Origin of the sequence: Pseudomonas sp. NPDC086251 (assembly GCF_044746405.1) — a bacterium.
Lineage (GTDB): Bacteria > Pseudomonadota > Gammaproteobacteria > Pseudomonadales > Pseudomonadaceae > Aquipseudomonas.
In genome coordinates this window covers 87,310-105,550 of record NZ_JBIVBY010000025.1, presented here as the reverse complement: position 1 = coordinate 105,550, position 18,241 = coordinate 87,310, and the positions used below count along the sequence as shown (strand labels likewise).

The 18,241-nt window shown below is 60.1% G+C and carries 21 protein-coding genes and 1 tRNA gene; 13 read left to right on the top strand and 9 right to left on the bottom strand.

The window, feature by feature from the left end:
* Positions 1–425 precede the first annotated feature (425 nt).
* Positions 426–647 (top strand): hypothetical protein, encoded by a 222-nt coding sequence (locus ACIPL2_RS25540; protein WP_401360989.1) that lies wholly within the window; start codon positions 426–428, stop codon positions 645–647.
* Between the two features lie 18 nt (positions 648–665).
* Here the strand turns inward: ACIPL2_RS25540 and ACIPL2_RS25535 are convergent, their stop codons facing one another.
* The 4 genes from ACIPL2_RS25535 to ACIPL2_RS25520 form a co-directional block, all read right to left on the bottom strand.
* Positions 666–962, bottom strand: coding sequence for a hypothetical protein (locus tag ACIPL2_RS25535; protein WP_401360987.1), 297 nt, complete (start codon positions 960–962; stop codon positions 666–668).
* Positions 963–1,048: 86 nt separating this feature from the next.
* Positions 1,049–1,237: a hypothetical protein gene (locus ACIPL2_RS25530; RefSeq protein ID WP_401360985.1), complete on the bottom strand. Its 189-nt coding sequence runs from the start codon at positions 1,235–1,237 to the stop codon at positions 1,049–1,051.
* Positions 1,238–1,258: 21 nt separating this feature from the next.
* Positions 1,259–2,011: a helix-turn-helix transcriptional regulator gene (locus tag ACIPL2_RS25525; RefSeq protein ID WP_401360983.1), complete on the bottom strand. Its 753-nt coding sequence runs from the start codon at positions 2,009–2,011 to the stop codon at positions 1,259–1,261.
* 110 nt (positions 2,012–2,121) lie between these two features.
* A complete protein-coding gene (locus ACIPL2_RS25520; protein ID WP_401360981.1) occupies positions 2,122–3,027 on the bottom strand; it encodes a LysR substrate-binding domain-containing protein in 906 nt (301 codons plus the stop codon).
* Positions 3,028–3,194: 167 nt separating this feature from the next.
* Here ACIPL2_RS25520 and ACIPL2_RS25515 point away from each other — a divergent pair, with 167 nt between their 5' ends.
* From ACIPL2_RS25515 to ACIPL2_RS25490, 6 genes are all read left to right on the top strand, one after another.
* A complete protein-coding gene (locus ACIPL2_RS25515; protein ID WP_401360979.1) occupies positions 3,195–4,319 on the top strand; it encodes an NAD(P)/FAD-dependent oxidoreductase in 1,125 nt (374 codons plus the stop codon).
* Entirely contained in the window at positions 4,309–4,647 is a 339-nt protein-coding gene (locus ACIPL2_RS25510; protein ID WP_401360977.1) for a (2Fe-2S)-binding protein, read from the top strand. Before ACIPL2_RS25515 ends, ACIPL2_RS25510 begins: the two co-directional genes overlap by 11 nt.
* Positions 4,640–6,040 carry an FAD-dependent oxidoreductase gene (locus tag ACIPL2_RS25505; protein ID WP_401360975.1) on the top strand — a complete coding sequence of 467 codons (1,401 nt, stop codon included), beginning with the start codon at positions 4,640–4,642 and terminating at the stop codon, positions 6,038–6,040. Before ACIPL2_RS25510 ends, ACIPL2_RS25505 begins: the two co-directional genes overlap by 8 nt.
* Complete coding sequence (locus ACIPL2_RS25500; RefSeq protein WP_401360973.1) at positions 6,037–6,390, top strand: RidA family protein; 354 nt, start codon at positions 6,037–6,039, stop codon at positions 6,388–6,390. Before ACIPL2_RS25505 ends, ACIPL2_RS25500 begins: the two co-directional genes overlap by 4 nt.
* A 162-nt stretch (positions 6,391–6,552) precedes the next feature.
* Positions 6,553–7,335, top strand: a complete 783-nt coding sequence (locus tag ACIPL2_RS25495) for an ABC transporter substrate-binding protein (RefSeq protein WP_401360971.1) — start codon at positions 6,553–6,555, stop codon at positions 7,333–7,335.
* Between the two features lie 128 nt (positions 7,336–7,463).
* On the top strand, positions 7,464–7,661 hold the full coding sequence (locus ACIPL2_RS25490) for a hypothetical protein (protein ID WP_401360969.1): 198 nt from the start codon (positions 7,464–7,466) through the stop codon (positions 7,659–7,661).
* Positions 7,662–7,759: 98 nt separating this feature from the next.
* Here the strand turns inward: ACIPL2_RS25490 and ACIPL2_RS25485 are convergent, their stop codons facing one another.
* Together ACIPL2_RS25485 and ACIPL2_RS25480 are read right to left on the bottom strand one after the other, a co-directional pair.
* A complete protein-coding gene (locus ACIPL2_RS25485; protein WP_401360967.1) occupies positions 7,760–7,942 on the bottom strand; it encodes a hypothetical protein in 183 nt (60 codons plus the stop codon).
* A 283-nt stretch (positions 7,943–8,225) separates the two neighbouring features.
* Positions 8,226–8,313, bottom strand: a tRNA-Ser gene (locus tag ACIPL2_RS25480).
* A gap of 123 nt (positions 8,314–8,436) precedes the next feature.
* On the opposite strand from ACIPL2_RS25480, the gene ACIPL2_RS25475 reads away from it, so the two are divergent.
* Entirely contained in the window at positions 8,437–9,108 is a 672-nt protein-coding gene (locus ACIPL2_RS25475) for a Bax inhibitor-1/YccA family protein (protein WP_034147218.1), read from the top strand.
* A 65-nt stretch (positions 9,109–9,173) separates the two neighbouring features.
* Here ACIPL2_RS25475 and ACIPL2_RS25470 read toward each other — a convergent pair whose 3' ends face one another.
* Positions 9,174–9,611 carry an Lrp/AsnC family transcriptional regulator gene (locus ACIPL2_RS25470; RefSeq protein ID WP_401360965.1) on the bottom strand — a complete coding sequence of 146 codons (438 nt, stop codon included), beginning with the start codon at positions 9,609–9,611 and terminating at the stop codon, positions 9,174–9,176.
* Positions 9,612–9,746: 135 nt separating this feature from the next.
* Here ACIPL2_RS25470 and ACIPL2_RS25465 point away from each other — a divergent pair, with 135 nt between their 5' ends.
* Positions 9,747–10,637 carry a DMT family transporter gene (locus tag ACIPL2_RS25465; RefSeq protein WP_401360963.1) on the top strand — a complete coding sequence of 297 codons (891 nt, stop codon included), beginning with the start codon at positions 9,747–9,749 and terminating at the stop codon, positions 10,635–10,637.
* Between the two features lie 23 nt (positions 10,638–10,660).
* Here the strand turns inward: ACIPL2_RS25465 and ACIPL2_RS25460 are convergent, their stop codons facing one another.
* Positions 10,661–11,701: an FUSC family protein gene (locus ACIPL2_RS25460; RefSeq protein ID WP_401360961.1), complete on the bottom strand. Its 1,041-nt coding sequence runs from the start codon at positions 11,699–11,701 to the stop codon at positions 10,661–10,663.
* Positions 11,702–11,748: 47 nt separating this feature from the next.
* Entirely contained in the window at positions 11,749–13,374 is a 1,626-nt protein-coding gene (locus ACIPL2_RS25455) for an NADP-dependent glyceraldehyde-3-phosphate dehydrogenase (RefSeq protein WP_401360959.1), read from the bottom strand.
* A gap of 259 nt (positions 13,375–13,633) precedes the next feature.
* On the opposite strand from ACIPL2_RS25455, the gene ACIPL2_RS25450 reads away from it, so the two are divergent.
* The 4 genes from ACIPL2_RS25450 (at position 13,634) to ACIPL2_RS25435 (ending at position 18,238) form a co-directional block, all read left to right on the top strand.
* Positions 13,634–14,521, top strand: a complete 888-nt coding sequence (locus ACIPL2_RS25450; RefSeq protein ID WP_401360957.1) for a Dyp-type peroxidase — start codon at positions 13,634–13,636, stop codon at positions 14,519–14,521.
* A gap of 16 nt (positions 14,522–14,537) precedes the next feature.
* Positions 14,538–15,503, top strand: coding sequence for a Gfo/Idh/MocA family protein (locus ACIPL2_RS25445; protein WP_401360955.1), 966 nt, complete (start codon positions 14,538–14,540; stop codon positions 15,501–15,503).
* A gap of 255 nt (positions 15,504–15,758) precedes the next feature.
* Positions 15,759–16,511, top strand: a complete 753-nt coding sequence (locus tag ACIPL2_RS25440) for a GntR family transcriptional regulator (protein ID WP_401360953.1) — start codon at positions 15,759–15,761, stop codon at positions 16,509–16,511.
* Positions 16,508–18,238: a fumarate reductase/succinate dehydrogenase flavoprotein subunit gene (locus tag ACIPL2_RS25435; RefSeq protein ID WP_401360951.1), complete on the top strand. Its 1,731-nt coding sequence runs from the start codon at positions 16,508–16,510 to the stop codon at positions 18,236–18,238. The genes ACIPL2_RS25440 and ACIPL2_RS25435 overlap by 4 nt, the downstream gene beginning before the upstream one ends.
* The last annotated feature ends 3 nt before the right edge of the window (positions 18,239–18,241 follow it).

Genomic DNA, 18,241 nt, shown 5'->3' with positions numbered 1-18,241 from the left:
CGCAGGCGTTGCGCAGGGGGTACCGCGGCAAGGATGCCGCGGTAGCCGCCCCCGGCCATGGATGGCCGATGGCGGCGGGCCCCCGGAGCAATGCCTTCGTTACGGCATGCCGAGCCTAAGCGAGGCACCGAATGGCGGGGCAAAAGCGTTTGGTTACTTTGCGCTTTTCAAAGTGACTCGCTGTAAGAGCGAAACCAATATCAGCCGTTACCGCAGAAACGGATATGTCCCCCCATCCCGCCAAGCTTTTCTTAAGTAAACAGCGTCACCCTCAAGGCACGCTCCAGATGCAGATCGATTAGCTTGCAGCATCCATACTGTCGCTTTTATGGCGCACTGCCACCATTGGTCGGCGCAACCCGTCATTGCGCTGAACGCTTTCAACGGCGAGGCCTCTACCGCCTAGACGACCATTAGGGGGTTCGATGAAAGAAGCGCAAAGAAGGTTGGCCATGACCGCCTGGCGGAAGCTTTTCACGCTGCCCGACACCCACATAGACGCGGAGGACAGGTACTTCCGACTATTGAGGGCGGCCGACGAAATGGAGCGCGCCGACCTGATCAGCAGTGACGAGTGGCGCAAGCTCGTCCAGCAGGCCGGCGTTTCACTTGCCAACACGTCGGAATGCATGGGTGGGGCCGGTTAGCAAAGACTAAAATGACACCTAGCTACCGGTGCCCGAGCCGCCCTGTTTTTTTCCGTCTTCCGTCGTCGGGGTGTTCGAAGAACCTGCATCTTTCTCCAACGTTTCTGAATCGGCGCCAGAGTTTGATCCAGACGCTTCCTCGCCTTTTTTACTGGCCTTGTCTTCGTTGGATTCAGATCCCTGCGCCTGGTTGAGCCCCGGAAGCGCCGCGGGCGGAACGGCCTCTCCTGAAGTCGTTTTCTCGGCAGCCAGCGCGCCAAATGAGCAAGTCGACAAGAGCCCGGCAAGCGTAAGCGCCGCGATATGGATATTCATTTTTGAGCCTTCCGCGCAAGGGATGTACAGCATTGGAAGGCCGGGGAGAGCGAGTGTGCTGGGCGCCTGACGAGCGGCAGTGTGTTTCAGCCTGCCATGGCAATTCTCAGCGCAACCGCCGCCTCAAGCAGCTTATTCGCCTGGTTCGAGACCGCCGTCGACAAGACGTCATTTCCTGACTCTTTCAGCATCCCCGCCAAATCGAGCAGCTTGCCAACCTCGATCTCGACGACGCGAACGGATTCGGTTATCTGGTATTGCAGTGAGTGCGCCATGCCATTAACCCTCGTTCCAGATCAGCGCGAGTACATCGCCCACCAGAACACGTGCCCGATGATCGATAGTTGCTGCTCTTGGAGGTGGGCGAAGGGGTAGTCCTCGTCCGGGTGTTCGTCACGATTGAAACTGCGCAGCCGAAGACCGCTGGGCAGGCGATAGAGCTGCTTCACGCGGAGCTGGCCATTGTGATTGATCGCGTACATGTCGCCGTCGATGATATCGCCCAACGAGTTCTTGCCGACGTTCACGCCGACCGTGGCGCCGTCGCGCAGGACCGGCAGCATGCTGTTGCCGCTCACCGCCACGCATTTTGCGTTGTTGAACTGCACGTTGTTGTGACGCAGGTCTTTCTTGAAAAAGCGTAGCCGCGAACGGCTGCTTTCGCTGATCGCGAATCGGCCGGAACCCGCGGCCAGCTCCACTTCCTGGAGAAAAGGCACGTAGACCTCATCGTCATAGAGCGGGGTGTCGTCATCCCAGGTCTCGATAGCGGACAGTCGAAAGGACGGATTGAGGGGTGAGCCGGCGACGTCCGCAGCCATTTCCGCCTTGTCGAGCCGATAGCGGTCCAGGCCGAGGGCCTGCTCGATTTCCCGAGCAAAGTCCTCGCCGATATTTTTCCGGCTCGATGCGGGCATCGAGGTCGAAAGGCATCGCGAAATGTAATTAGCGCTTTTGCCAAGGGCGTCAGCCAGGCGAGCCTGCTTTCCCTCAAAGTGCTGCTTCATGAGCGACCGCAAGTTTTCGCGGCGAATATCTGAAATTTCCATCGGCAAATCATCCCTTCCTGTTACCAAAAGGTAAATCCTTTATCGGTATTTTTAAGGGTTACCTGTTGGTAAATATCCGAGCGCCATACGCTTAACCGGAAATTGGAGATCTAAAACCGATACTCCACTGGAATTTCCCGAGCGATGAACCGCTGCATGTGTTCGAGAAAGCGGTTTTGCAGTTTCGACGTCGGTCCGTGAACCGGCAGCAGCATGCTGAAGTCCATTTCGATGGCCGGTTCGAATGCTCTGAACACGATGCCATTGCCTCGGTACTCGATCGCGCTGATGGCATCGACCAACGCTATTCCCAGCCCTTGTTCGACAAATGCACACATCGGCAGCGACAGCTGAGTCTCCAGGCGCAGTTCACGCTCAACCCCGTGAGCGGCAAATATCGCGTCGATGTGCTGCCGCGAACCGATGGAGTGGGGATAAGAAATAAACGCTTCACCCTGCAAGTCTTCCGGCCGGATCGTGGTCTTTTCTTGCAGGCGATGGTTCGCCGGCAGTGCGCACAGCATCCGTGTGGCCAGGAGTTTTTCCGCGCGCGGGCTGGGGTAGGTGTTGGGCAGGACGATGATGCCCAGGTCGCAGCGCTGGCCGACCACCAGGTCCACGACTTCGCGCGATGAATGCACCACCAGCGAAATCTGCACTTGCTCATGTTCAGCCATGAACGCAGCAATGGCTCGCGGCAGGAAAGACAGCCCCATGGCCGGCGCGCAGGCGATATGCAACGAGCCGCGTTTCAGGCTGCGGATGTCTTGTGCCGTTCGGGCAATGCGCTCAACCCCGATCAGTGAGCGTTGCACTTCCTGATACAGCGTCAGGGCCTCGGGGGTGGGTTGCAGTCGGCCTTTGATCCGGTCGAACAAGCTGAAACCGATGTCCTCCTCAAGGCTGGCAATCAGCCGCGTCGCAGCCGGTTGTGAGATGTGCAGCATCTCGGCGGCGCGGGTCACTGTCTGGCCAAGAATCACGGCGCGAAAGGCTTCCAGCTGACGGAGGTTCATGGCGGTATCCCTGCGAAAAATCCATAACAAAAAGACATGGGCTTGCCAAAATAAAGCATTTTTCAAGGCGATGGCAGCTGTCTAGGCTCTTCTCTATCGAGTTTATCCGGTTGCAGAGTCTGGGCTGTAGCTGACTCTTCAGCATTGAAAGAGCGATCGTCTGACTCATGCAAAAAACTGATGTAGTGATCGTTGGCGGTGGTTTGGTCGGCCTGTCGATTGCCTATGGGATGGCCATGCTGGGTCGACGGGTCAGCGTCCTGGATGAGGGCGACGATGCCTTTCGGGCGGCGCGCGGCAACTTCGGTTTGTTGTGGGTTCAGGGCAAGGGCTACGGGATGAGTCCCTATGCGCAATGGACCCGCGAATCGGTGGCGCTGTGGCCTCGGTTCGCCGCGTACTTGCAGGCCGACACCGGCATCAACCTCCATCTGCGCCAGGCGGGCGGATTCCAGTTGTGCCTGAGTGACGAGGAGATGGCTGAAGAAACCTGCCGTCTGCGCTGGTTGCACGACGCCATGGACGGTGACTATCCGTTCGAGCTGCTGGATCCGGCACAACTGCGTGCGCGCTTGCCGGGCGTCGGGCCGACGGTCGTCGGCGGCTGTTACTCGCCCATGGACGGTCACGTCAATCCATTGAAATTATTGCGTGCCCTGTACGCCGCCTGCCGGATGCGTGGGGTCACGATCATCAACGGTCACCGGGTCAGTGCCATTGAGCAGCGATCCTCGAGCTTCGAGTTGCAGGCCGGCGATCAGCGCTGGTTCTCCGATCAAATCGTGCTGGCGGCCGGACTCGGTAATGCCGAGCTCGGCGCGCAGTTGGGCATGAACGTGCCGGTGAGTCCCAATCGTGGGCAGATCCTGGTCACCGAGCGGCTCAAGCCTTTTCTGCATTACCCCACCACGTATGTGCGGCAGACCGACGAAGGTACAGTGCAATTGGGCGACTCTCATGAATCGCTGGGCTATGACGATGGCACCAGCGGTGAAGTGATAGCCACCATCGCCCGACGCGCCGTGCAGTGTTTTCCGCTGTTGGGGCAGGTACGGCTGGTTCGGGCCTGGGGTGCGTTGCGGGTGCTGAGTGCCGATGGTTTTCCCATTTATGAAGCGTCGCAGGGCTGCCCGGGCGCTTTTGTGGTCAGTTGCCACAGCGGCGTGACCCTGGCGGCGATCCACGCCTTGCGCCTGGCGCCATGGATTGGCAGTGAGTTCGACGATTGGGCTGTCAAGCCTTTCAGCCTGAAGCGTTTCAGTCCCGAACAGGAGGTGCGTCATGCCGGCTGACCGCTTGTTTCGGGCGCTGGGGCCCGCGCAACACACCGTGCAGATTGAATTCGAAGGCGCGGCATTGTCGGTGCCAGCGGGCATGTCCCTGGCCGCCGCATTGCTGGTCAGCGGCGTCACGCACACCCGTGAGAGCGCCGTCAGCGGCCGGCCCGGCGCACCCTACTGCATGATGGGTGTGTGCTTCGAATGCCTGGTCGAGGTCGACGGGCAAGCCAATTGCCAGGCGTGCCTGCTGCCGGTTCGAGCGGGCATGCGTGTCCTCAGGCAACGCGGCGCTCGCGACTTCCTGGCCGTAGACCCAGGTGAGGACAGCGCTGATGAATGATCAAACGGTCGACCTGATTGTGATCGGCGCCGGCCCGGCGGGCATGAGCGCAGCGCTTGAGGCCAGACGACATGGGCTTTCGGTGGTGGTACTGGACGAACAGGCCAGCCCCGGCGGGCAAATCTATCGCAACATCCAGCAGGCCGATGCGCACAGCCGCCGCGTGCTGGGCGACGACTATGAAGCGGGTGCGCCGCTCGCGATGCAATTCCAGCAGTGCGGCGCCCGTTACCTGGCCAACGCGGCGATCTGGCAGGTGACACCGCAGCGCCACGTGCATTACCTGATCGATGGCCGTGCTGAAGTCTTGCACGGGCGACAGGTCCTGATTGCCACCGGTGCGTTCGAACGACCGATGCCCGTTCCCGGCTGGACCCTGCCCGGTGTCATGACGGCCGGGGCAGGGCAGATTCTACTGAAAAGCGCCGCGCTGGTGCCACAAGGGCCTGTCGTGCTGGCCGGCTGCGGCCCGTTGTTGTACCTGCTCGCGGTGCAATACCTGCGTGCCGGCATAGCAATCAAAGCGCTGGTGGACACCAGCGGGCGGGGCGATCTGCTGCGGGCCTGGCGCAAACTCCCCGGCGCATTGCGTGGCTGGCGTGACTTACTCAAGGGTGTGCGTTTACTGGTCGAATTAAAGCGCGCCGGGGTCCGGCATTTTCGTGATGCCCGGGCTCTGCGGATCGAAGGCTCGACGCAGGCTAGCGCCTTGAGTTTCGACAGTAACGGTCGTCGCCGGACACTTCCCGCCTCGCTGATTTTGTTGCACCAAGGCGTCGTGCCGAATACGCAGATCAGTTGGTCGTTGCGCCTCGAACACGACTGGAACGAACAGCAACTGTGCTGGATTGTCCGCCGCGACAGTTGGGGTGAAACCAGTGGGCCGGGGATATTTGTCGCAGGTGACGGTGGTGCTATAGGCGGTGCTCAGGTGGCGCTGCTGGAAGGTCGACTGGCCGGGCTGGCGATTGCCGCCAGGTCGGGGAACGTCGATGCGCAACCGCTGCAGCCACTCGCCAGCGCTTATCGAAAGTCGCTGCGTCGCCAGCGTGCGGCGCGGTCACTGATCGATGCGTTGTATCGCCCGCAACAGCAAAACCGCATCCCCGCCGACGACGTCATCGTCTGTCGTTGCGAAGACGTCAGCGCCGGTGAGATTCGTCAGCATGTCGAACTGGGCTGCCTGGGACCCAATCAGGCCAAGGCTTTCAGTCGCTGCGGCATGGGGCCTTGTCAGGGCCGTCTGTGCGGTTTGAGTGTCACTGAAATCATTGCCGAACATCGCCAGGTACCTGCCGCAGAGGTCGGCTACTACCGCATCCGGTCGCCGCTGAAACCCATCACCCTTGCCCAGTTGTCCACTGAGACACCTCTCACCCAGGAGCATTTATGAGCCGTATTCAACGCATCGAAAGCAACCCACGCCTGAGCCGCAGTGTCGTGCATAACGGCGTGGCCTGGCTCAGCGGCATCGTCGCCGCCGATTGCAGTCAGGACATCCGGGGTCAGACGCGCCAGGTGCTGCAACGAGTTGATGAGTTGCTCGAGGCGTCTGGCAGTGACAAGAGCCGACTGCTCAGTGTGCAGATCTGGATGAAGGACATGGGCGGCGATTTCGCCGGCATGAATGAAACCTGGAGCGCCTGGGTCGATGCCGAGCAGACACCTGCGCGGGCGACGGCTCAAGTGATGTTCGATGACCCGCAGATCCTGCTGGAGTTGATCGTGACGGCCGCTGTCTGAGCCAACCCTGTATCAGCCGCTGCGCTTGTTCAAACCTGGCGCATCGGTGGAGCAGGCGGCCGACAGAGTCGCCGCTCCCGCGTGTTCACATTGCTGCTGCCATAACGGACGCCTTCCTTTGCGGAGCGCCCGACATAAACAACATCGCATCTGGAGCTATGAATGAACGTAAAAAGCGTTGTCTTGAAAGTCAGTCTTGTCTCGCTGTTGGCGTTTGGTGTCGGCTTGCACGCGGCAGAGCAGCCCTTGCGCATCGGCATCGAAGCGGCCTATCCACCGTTCGCGTCGAAAACCCCGGACAACACGATTGTGGGTTTTGACTACGACATCGGCCAGGCGCTGTGCGCCGAGATGAACGTCAAATGCCAATGGCAAGAGCAGGAATTCGACGGGCTGATTCCGGCACTCAAAGTGAAGAAAGTCGACGCGGTGATCTCTTCGGTATCGATCACTCCCGAACGACTGAAATCGGTCGACTTCACCGATCGCTATTACCGCATCCCGGCGCGCCTGGTGTTCAAGAAGGGCAGTGGCATCAGCGACATTCCAGCGCAACTCAAGGGCAAGCGAATCGGCGTGCAACGGGCGACCAACTTCGATCGCTATGTCACCGAAAAATTCGCCCCGGCGGGTGCCGAAGTGATTCGCTACGGCTCGCAGAATGAAGTGTTCCTCGACCTTCTAGGCGGGCGCATCGACGCCACCATGGCCAGTTCGGTGGTGATCGATGAAAGCCTGTTGAAACGGCCGGAAGGGCGTGACTACGAGTTCGTCGGCCCGAGTTTTACCGAAGAGCAATTCTTCGGCACCGGTATCGGCATAGCCGTGCGCAAGAGCGATCCACTGGCGGGGCGTTTCAACCAGGCACTGGCAACGATTCGCGCCAACGGCACCTACGACAGAATTCGCCAGAAGTACTTCGACTTCGATATCTACGGCGAGTAATGACCGGGCGTTCTGTCGGCGCGCATGCCTGGGCATGCGGCCGTTCGTCCAACGCCTGGCACTTGCAATGCATCGACGTTTCTCATGTACAAGCACGGAGATCCCGCGCATCAGAACGGAGAACCAGCATGGACATTGACGAGAATGCCCCTGGAAACAAATCCCAGCAGGGCGTAACGGGCGGCACTGATAACGAAACAGGCCATGATCCCAAGGGCAAAGAACCCGAGGTTCCGCTGCCACCCGACGACGAAGCACCTGTCGACGAAGAAATGGCCGATGTGAACGCCAACAATTCGGTGTCGAGCGAGTATCCCGAACCCTGACGATCGTTTTCAGCTAATGAACCCGGCCTTCAGCGTCGGGTTTTTTGATTGCGTGGCGTTCCTGGCTGACTGATCCGTTGCCGTCGACCACCGGCCTATCAGAAAGCGGTGTATTCGAGGTAGAGCTTTTCAAGCGCCGCCTCGTACTTGTCTTCCGATAATGACTTTTTCAGAACCGCCAGATTTTCCAAGGCTGTGGCCGCCGCAACAGCCTCGTTTTCTCCCCGGTAGGCGGCACGCAATCGTGCGGCTGCAATGATCGACTCTTCGGTTTTGCGCATGGCTATGCCCTCGAAGATGAGTCTTCCTGACACCTTCACTCACTATCAATTTTAGTACCGGGGGAAACGATGACAACCAGGCGACTCGACTGGGAGGCGATCGGACGCGTCTTTGGGGGCCAATTTGCTTTCCATTCGAGAGGTGACGGGTATCCACTGCGGCCGTCGAAGAAGAGGGGGAAACGGGCCACAATCGTGATGGAGCGCCTAGGGAGCGGCGAGGCGTTGGCCAAACCCCAGAAACGACAAAGCCCTGAATAATCAGGGCTTTGTCGTATAAAGATGGCGGAGGCGATGGGATTCGAACTCATGGACCTGTTACAGTCGACGGTTTTCAAGACCGTTGCCTTAAACCACTCGGCCACACCTCCGTTTGCGTTGCGGGCGCCATAATACCTGAATGAAACACACTGTCAAACTCTCTGCATAGCTTGTTACAGGGCGTCTGTTATGATCTTTGCGACTGAACGTTTCAAACCAACAGGAGTGTCGCCATGCGCGAACAGGATTACGCAGTTAATAACAGCGTGCAGGCTGAGCAGCTAGAGGTTAGCCGCGTCCTGCGCAACACTTACGGCTTACTCGCACTCACTCTCGCATTCAGCGGCGTGATGGCGTTTGTCGCTCAGCAGATGCGTGTCGGTTACCCGAATATTTTCGTGGTGCTGATCGGCTTCTACGGCCTTTTCTTCCTCACCAACAAACTCCGTGATTCGGCCTGGGGCCTGGTGTCGGCATTTGCCCTGACCGGTTTCATGGGTTTCCTGCTCGGCCCGATCCTCAACCGTTACCTGGGCATGCAGGGCGGTGCTGAAGTCGTGAGTTCGGCCTTCGCGATGACGGCGCTGGTGTTCGGCGGCCTGTCGGCCTATGTGCTGATCACTCGCAAGGACATGAGCTTCCTCGGTGGTTTCATCACCGCTGGCTTCTTCGTGCTGCTGGGTGCGACGCTGGCGAGCTTCTTCTTCCAGATCAGTGGTCTGCAACTGGCGATCAGCGCAGGTTTCGTGCTGTTCTCCTCGGTTTGCATTCTGTTCCAGACCAGCGCCATCATTCACGGCGGCGAGCGCAACTACATCATGGCGACCATCAGCCTGTATGTATCGATCTACAACCTGTTCATCAGCTTGTTGCAGCTGTTCGGCATCATGAGCCGCGATGATTAATCGTCAGCCTTGAGTAAAAAACCCGCTACGGCGGGTTTTTTATTGCCGGCGATTTGGCTGGCGGGCTACGCCATCGGTGGCAACCGGCGTTTGACCGGGGTTTTCTTGACGATCGCCGTGTTGGTTTCGGCGTGGGTGTTGAGGCGGTCGAGCAGGGTGTCCAGTTGTTCCATCGAGCGCACATGCAGGCGAGCGATGAAGCAGTCGTCGCCGGTCACCTTGTCGCATTCGGTAAATTCCGCGATGGCCTGGATCTGCCGTTCCACTTCCTGCAGCTGGCCCGGCAGCGGGCGGATGCGCACGATGGCCTGTAGTTGATAGCCGAAGCACTTGGGATCAATCTCGACGGTGTAGCCCTTGAGCACGCCGCGCTCTTCCAGACGGCGCAAACGCTCGGCGACGCTGGGCGAAGACAGGCCGCTGATGTTCGCCAGGGCCTTGAGCGAGCGCCGCGAGTCTTCCATCAATGCGCTGATCAGCACTTGGTCGATGTCGTCGGTCATGGCAAATCCTCTATTAGGCCGTTCATTGAAACCGCCTTGATAAAAAAGGCAGAAATCGAGTTTAGCCTGATTTTTGCGCTGGAGAAGGCCCTCGGCGGATTGGCATACTTTGGCCTCAAACACAGGAGTCTGATGATGGACAAAACACTTCGTCACGGGTCATTCGAAATGACCGCCGCCATGCTGATCTCCGGGACCATCGGCTGGTTTGTGCTGGTGTCCGGGCAACCGGTGCTGGACGTGGTGTTCTGGCGCTGCGTGTTTGGCGCCGGCACCTTGTTGCTGATTTGCGCGGCATTCGGCTTCCTGCGCCCCGGCATTTTGACCCGCACCACGTTCCTGCTGGCGGTGCTCAGCGGTGTGGCGATTGTCGGCAACTGGGTGCTGTTGTTCGCGTCGTATTCCCGCGCCTCGATTGCCATCGGCACGGCGGTGTACAACGTTCAGCCGTTCATGTTGGTGGGCTTGGCCGCCTTGTTCCTCAACGAGAAAATCACCCTGCAGAAACTGTTCTGGCTGGGCATCTCGTTTCTGGGGATGTTGGCGATTGTCAGCGCGCATGGCGGGCAGGGCGAAAGCGGCAATGACTACCTGATGGGTATCGCTCTAGCGCTGGGCGCCGCATTCCTCTACGCGATTGCCGCGTTGATCATCAAGCGCCTGACCGGTACGCCACCGCATTTGATCGCGCTGATCCAGGTCGCCACCGGGGTCCTGCTGCTCGCCCCCTTTGCACATTTTTCCGCGTTGCCGCAAGCGCCGAGCGCATGGGCCAGCCTGGTAACCCTCGGCATCGTGCACACGGGCGTGATGTACGTGCTGCTCTACGGCGCGATTCAAAAACTGCCGACGGCACTGACCGGTGCGCTGTCATTCATCTACCCGATTGCGGCCATTTTCGTTGACTGGTTTGCCTTTGGTCATCGCCTGGAGCCGCTGCAATGGATTGGCGTCGCCGCGATTCTGCTGGCCGCCGCCGGGATGCAACAGGGCTGGAGCCTGAAGTTTCGACGAGTTGCGGTATAACGCATAACCCCTGCAGGCGGGTGTCAGATGTTCCAGCGCGGTGCTGTCTTGGCCAGTCGCTGGCGCATCTCGCCGATGTTGGTCGCCAGTTGCCGGACCAGCAATCGGTAGCCGTCCAGAGGGCTGTACACCGGTGTATTCATCGTTGAATCCGGCGCCAATTCAACGGGCCGACCAAGCCGCTGGGTCACGCCGGATTTCAGCGCGCGGGCCATACCGATCAGTTGCACGCGAACCAGCCGATGTTCGGCTTTCAACACCGATTGCAGATGGGCCATGGCCTCGGGGTCATTGGCGTCCGGTCGGGTGTTGCCGAGGATTTCCAGGGTGCTGACGCACATCCGCAGGTGGCGCTGGATGGCGTCGAGTTCGGTCATGGAAATGCGCACTTCCTTGGACACCGACGGCATCAGCGAGCGCAGTTGCACCATCACGGTGTTCAGGCGGCCCATGAGTGTGTGGTGTTCGTCATCGCTGACCGATTGGCCATTGATGATGCATCCATAAATCGTCGCGCAGTCGCGCAAGGCATCGGCCAGGTTGTAGCGCCACGAATAAACCGCGTAGAGCGGCAGGGCGAAGGAAAACGCCAGGGCCAGGGCGATGCCGATCAGGATGTCGACCCCGCGCCACAACCCGTCGGTGATCGGGTTGTCACCATGCCCGGCGACAATAAACACGGTAATCGCCGACAGCAGCGCGGTGTAACCGCCCTTGCCGATGGCGTGGTACGAGAAGAACCCGCAGACCACGGCCATCGCGAAATAGGTCAGCCATGGCAACCCAAGCCACGCTTGTTGCGCCACCAGCAGCAAGCCGACCCCCGCGCCGATCAAGGTGCCGATCGCACGCTCGGCGGCTTTTTTGCCGATGTTGCCGTGGTGCTGCAAGCCGCCGATCACCACCAGCATCGTCACCGAGGCCCACTCGCCGTGGGGCAGGTTGATCCCGGTGGTCAGCAGAATCGTGGCCAGCAACCCCAACGACACTCTGACCGCATGGATCACCCGGGCGTGGCGATAACGCCGATACGGGTCCAGCAACGGACGCAGTAACCGGCGCATCAGCGGTGGCAATCGGTTGGCTCTGAATGTACTCAGGCTCGGTCTCCTCAGAAGATGTAATCAGTGGTCAGGAAGCTCGAACTGCGGCCGCTGATGATCTCGCTGATCAGCTCCTTGTTGGTCTCCTGGAACTTGGTCGCCACCAGTGTGCGGATCGAAAACACCCGCAGCGCGTCATGCACCGACAACGTGCCTTCGGCGGAGTTTTTGCGACCGTTAAACGGGAAGGTGTCCGGGCCGCGCTGGCACTGCGCGTTGAGGTTGATCCGGCCGACCTGGTTGGCGAAGGTGTCCACCAGCCGGCCAACGGCCACCGGGTTGGTGCCGAAGATACTCAGCTGCTGGCCGAAGTCCGACTCCAGGACGTAATCGATCACTGTGTCCAGATGACGGTACGGCACGATCGGAATGACCGGGCCGAACTGTTCTTCCTGATAAACGCGCATTTGCGGGGTCACCGGGTACAACACGGCGGGGTAGAAGAACGACGCGCGGGCTTCACCGCCGTTGGGGTTGACCACGGTGGCGCCTTTGCTGACCGCGTCCGCCACCAGCGAGTGCAGGTAGTCGACCTTGCTCGACTCCGGCAGCGGCGTCAGGGCCACGCCACTGTCCCACGGCATGCCCGGCTTCAGCGCGGCGAGTTTGGCGTTGAATTTCTCGATGAAGGCGTCGACCACGTCTTCGTGGACGAAGAGGATTTTCAGCGCGGTGCAGCGTTGACCGTTGAACGACAATGAGCCGGTGAGCGCTTCGCTGACCGCGTTGTCCAGATCGACCTCCGGCAACACGATGCCGGGGTTCTTCGCATCCAGCCCCAATGCCGCGCGCAAGCGGTGCGGTTTTGGATGAAGTTTTTTCAGGTCGCTGGCGGCCTTGTTGGTGCCGATGAAAGCAAAAATATCGATCTTGCCGCTGGCCATCAGCGCGCTGACAGTCTCGCGGCCGCTGCCGTAGATGACGTTGATGACGCCGGGCGGGAAGCTGTCACGGAAGGCTTCCAGCAGTGGGCGAATCAACAGCACGCCGAGCTTGGCCGGTTTGAACACCACGGTGTTGCCCATGATCAACGCCGGAATCAGCGTGGTGAAGGTTTCGTTCAGCGGGTAGTTGTAAGGCCCCATGCACAACGCCACGCCCAGCGGTACGCGGCGGATCTGGCCGAGCGTGTCCTGTTCCAGTTCGAACCGGCTGGAGCGGCGGTCGAGTTCCTTGAGGGCGTTGATGGTGTCGACGATGTAGTCGCAGGTGCGGTCGAACTCTTTTTCCGAGTCCTTGAGGTTCTTGCCGATTTCCCACATCAGCAGCTTGACCACCGCTTCGCGCTGTTCGCGCATGCGCCGCAAAAATGCTTCGACGTGCTGGATGCGCTCGGCCACGCGCAGGGTTGGCCACAGGCCCTGGCCTCGGTCGTAGGCGCGGACGGCAGCGTCGAGGGCGGTCAATGCGGTATCGGCATCGAGCAGCGGCGTGCTGCCGAGGATCACTTGTTCGTCGCCCTTTTCGCCGGTCAGGTACACCGGGCTACGGACTTGGGCGAGGGGGCCGTTCCAGGTTTTCAATTCACCGTCGACCAGGTATTCACGCTGTTCAGTCTGGCCGTCGAGGCGGTATTTTTCCGGGATGCTGCCGGCGTCTGGAAACAGGTTGCCAAGGATATGTGCTGTGGTCATGTCGCTACCCCATGTGTGATGTCAGCCATGCATTGGCGGCTTGCAGTTGCGAATGTGACTTGAAAGGCTATACGCCTTAATGGCTCGACTTTTTAACTGGTATTGAGCGCTGATGGGCAGAGTAGAGGGCTGGAGGTCTGGATCTTGTGCCTCAAGCGTAGACTGCTTTGCCCGCTTGTAGAAACGTGATCTTTTGACCTGGGAACACACAACGGCCGACGCTGCGGTTAAACTTCGCGCTCTTTCTGAAGGAGTTCATATGAGTTATTACCAGCCGGGCATTCTCGCCACCCCCGTTCCGCCTCAAGCCCGTCATATGTTCTTCGCCCTCGAATCCGCCGCTGCATTGCCAGCTGCGCTCGACACATTGCAGGGGCTGGTGGACGGGAAGTCGGTGGTGGTCGGTTTCGGTGAATCCCTGGTAAAAGCCCTTCAGGGCCACATCGAAGGCCTGCGTCCGTTTCCGGCGCTGACCGGTGTCGGCGTCGACAACCCGTCGACCCAACACGCGCTGTGGTGCTGGTTGCACGGTGTCGACCGTGGCGAATTGCTCAATCGCAGCAACGCCATCGAAGCCGCGCTGGCGCCGGCCCTGCGCCTGGTGCAGATGAACGAAACCTTCCGCCACCTCACCGGCCACGACCTGACCGGCTACGAAGACGGCACCGAAAACCCGTACGACGAAGCTGCCGTGGCCGCCGCGTTGGTGCGTGAGGGCGCTGATGGCACGGTCGGTGGCAGCTTCGCCGCGATCCAGCAATGGCAGCACGACCTGAAAGGCTTCCACGCGATGCCGTCCCATGAGAAGGACAACATCATGGGCCGTCGCTTGAGCGACAACGAGGAAATCGACGACGCGCCGATCTCCGCCCACGTCAAACGCACCGCCCAGGAAAGCTTCGCCCCCGAAGCGTTCGTGGTCCGTCGCTCGATGCCGTGGATCGAAGGTGATCGCGCTGGCCTGATGTTCCTGGCTTTCGGTTTCTCCCTCGACGCCTTCGAAGCCCAACTGCGACGCATGAGCGGTCTGGAAGACGGTATCACCGACGGTTTGTACCGCATCAGCCGCCCGATCACTGGCGGCTACTACTGGTGCCCGCCCATCAAGGACGGTCACCTGGACCTGCGCGCATTGCGCGTCGGCTAACGATCAAGGAGTGACTATGAACGTGGTGCGCTGGGGCATGATTGGTTGCGGGGATGTCACCGAACGCAAGAGCGGGCCGGCCTTCTACAAGGCACCTGGCTCGGCGCTGGTGGCAGTGATGGGACGCCGGCTCGACGTGGTCAGCGATTATGCCGCGCGCCATGGCATCGCCCGGGTCTACACCGATGCTGAAGCGTTGATCAATGATCCCGAGGTCGACGCGGTGTACATCGCCACGCCACCCGCCAGTCATCACGTTTATGCCTTGAAGGTGGCCGCCGCCGGCAAACATTGCTGCGTCGAAAAACCTATGTCGCTGAACGCCGGGCAAAGCCTGGAGATGCAAACGGCCTTTGCCGAGGCGGGCCTGCATCTGTTCGTTTCCTACTACCGGCGTTCATTGCCGCGTTTTCAGCAAGTGCGGCAGTGGCTTGAGGAAGGGCGGATCGGTGAGGTCCGGCACCTGACCTGGCGCTTGACCAAAGTCCCGTCGGCCGATGATCTCAACGGTGCCGACAACTGGCGCACCGACCCGGTGATTGCCGGCGGCGGTTATTTCGCCGACCTGGCCAGCCATGGCTTTGACCTGTTTCAGTATTTGCTCGGGGACATTGTCGAGGTTGCCGGGTTTACCGCGCAGCAGGCCGGGTTGTACGCCGCTGAAGATGCCGTCAGCGCCAGTTGGCGGTTTGCTTCGGGCGCGCTGGGCATGGGCTGCTGGAACTTCGTTGCGGATCGCCGCGAAGATCGGGTCGAGGTGATTGGCAGCCAAGGGCGGATCAGCTTTGCCGTGTTCGATGAGCAGCCGGTGGTGCTGGAAGCCGATGAAACACTGAGCCTGCACATCGACAATCACGCGCACATTCAGTGGCATCACGTGCTGGGCATGAACGCGCACATTCGGGGTGAGGCGCAGCATCCGGCGGTGGCGGAACAAGCGCTGAAAACCGATCGGATAATGGACCAGATCCTAAAACGCTAACGCGGCCTGTAGCAGCTGCCGAGCTTGCGAGGCTGCGTTCGGCGGCGAAGCCGTCGTAAACCCTGCACGCGAGTTTTACCTGACACACCGCGGTGGCTGATTTCACGACGGCTTCGCCGCCGAACGCAGCCTCGCAAGCTCGACAGCTGCTACACGGCTGCGCTCGAATCTAACCTTATGCTTAAACAATATTTCTCAACCCCCGCACTGTCTCTCTAAGATCACGTCATAACTCGTTATAACAAGTGATCTTCCATGACCGATAACGTTCTATCCCTTGGCAGCGTGCCGCTGTACACCCAACTGCGCGATGTGTTGCGCACCCGTATCCTCGACGGCGAATACCCGCAAGGCAGCCAGATGCCTTCGGAAAGCGAACTGGGTGCGCTGTTCAAAGTCAGCCGCATCACCGTGCGCCAGGCCCTTGGCGACCTGCAAAAGGAAGGGCTGATCTTCAAGATCCACGGCAAGGGCACCTTCGTTGCCAAGCCGAAAACCTTCCAGAACGTCAGTACCCTGCAAGGCCTGGCCGAGTCCATGACCGGTCGCGGCTACGAGGTGATCAACCGTCTGCGCAGCTTCAAATTCATCGCCGCCGACAAACTCGTCGCCGAGCGTTTGCAGGTCGCCGAAGGTGAGACCGTGGCGCAGATCAAACGCGTGCGGCTGATCAATCGCGAGCCGATCTCGCTGGAAATCACCTACCTGCCCAAAGACATCGGTGAGCGTCTGGAGAAGGCCGATCTGGTCACCCGCGACATCTTCCTGATCCTGGAAAACGACTGTGGCCTGACCCTCGGTCATGCCGACCTGGCCATCGACGCGGTGCTGGCCGACAGCGACCTGACCCAGGCCCTGAACGTCGAAGCCGGCTCGCCGATCATGCGCATCGAGCGTCTGACCCACGATGCCAGTGGCCAGCCTGTGGACTTCGAACACCTTTACTACCGCGGCGATGCGTTCCAGTACCGCTTGCGGATCGACCGGCAAAAAGGGGATCAGGCATGACCCACAGCACGTTGGAGCAGGAATACGACATCGTCGTGATCGGCGGCGGCACCGCAGGTCCCATGGCAGCGATCAAGGCCAAGGAACGCAACCGCGATTTGCGCGTGTTGCTGATCGACAAGGCCAACGTCAAGCGCAGCGGCGCGATCAGCATGGGCATGGACGGCCTGAACAACGCGATCATTCCCGGCCACTCGACGCCGGAGCAGTACACCAAGGAAATCACCATCGCCAACGACGGCATCGTCAATCAGGCGGCGGTCTACGCCTATGCCACCCACAGTTTCGAGACCATCGAGCAACTGGACCGCTGGGGCGTGAAGTTCGAGAAGGACGAAACCGGCGACTACGCGGTGAAAAAGGTCCACCACATGGGCGCCTACGTGCTGCCAATGCCGGAAGGACACGACATCAAGAAAGTCCTGTACCGCCAGTTGAAGCGGGCGCGGGTGAGCATCACCAATCGGCTGGTTTGCACGCGCTTGCTGACGGACGAAGAGGGCGCGGTCAACGGCGTGATGGGCTTTGATTGCCGCACCGCCGACTTCCACGTGATCAAGGCTAAAGCGGTGATCCTCTGCTGCGGTGCCGCCGGACGCCTGGGTTTGCCTTCCTCGGGTTACCTGATGGGCACCTACGAAAACCCGACCAATGCCGGCGACGGTTACGCCATGGCTTACCACGCCGGGGCCGAGCTGGCGAACCTCGAATGCTTCCAGATCAATCCGTTGATCAAGGACTACAACGGCCCGGCCTGCGCCTATGTCACCGGTCCATTGGGTGGCTACACCGCCAACAACAAAGGCGAACGCTTCATCGAATGTGACTACTGGAGCGGGCAAATGATGTGGGAGTTCCACCAGGAACTCGAAAGCGGCAATGGCCCGGTGTTCCTCAAGCTCGATCACCTGGCCGAGGAAACCATCCAGAACATCGAGGAGATTCTGCACAGCAACGAGCGCCCGAGCCGTGGCCAGTTCCACGCCAATCGCGGCACTGACTACCGCACGCAGATGGTCGAGATGCACATCTCCGAGATCGGTTTTTGCAGCGGGCATTCGGCGTCGGGGGTGTGGGTCAACGAAAAGGCTGAAACCTCGGTCAAGGGCTTGTACTCGGCGGGCGACATGGCCGCCGTGCCGCACAACTACATGCTTGGCGCGTTCACCTATGGCTGGTTTGCCGGCACCAACGCGGCGGATTTCGTCGTCGGACGTGAGTTCTCGGCAGTCGATGCCAAACAGATCGAAACGGAAAAACAAAGGGTCTACGCGCCGCTGGATCGCGAACACGGTCTGCCGCCTGCGCAAGTCGAATACAAACTGCGCCGCTTCGTGAACGACTACCTGCAACCGCCGAAAGTGACCAAGAAGATGCAAATCGGCCTGCAACGTTTCAGCGATATCCAGCGCGATCTCGATCAGATCAAGGCCCATAACGCCCACGAACTGATGCGCGCCATGGAAGTCAGCATGATCCGCGACTGCGCCGAAATGGCCGCCCGCGCTTCGCTGTTCCGCGCCGAAAGTCGCTGGGGGCTTTACCACTATCGGGTCGATCACCCGCAACGCAACGACAGCGACTGGTTCTGCCATTGCCACCTGAAGAAGGACGAAAACGGCCAGATGAGCAGTTTCAAGAAAGCCGTCGAGCCTTACATCATCCCGCTGGATGCCGATGAAATGCAGGCCTACGACCGGCTGCGGGTCGGTGCCTTTGCGGCCTGAGCA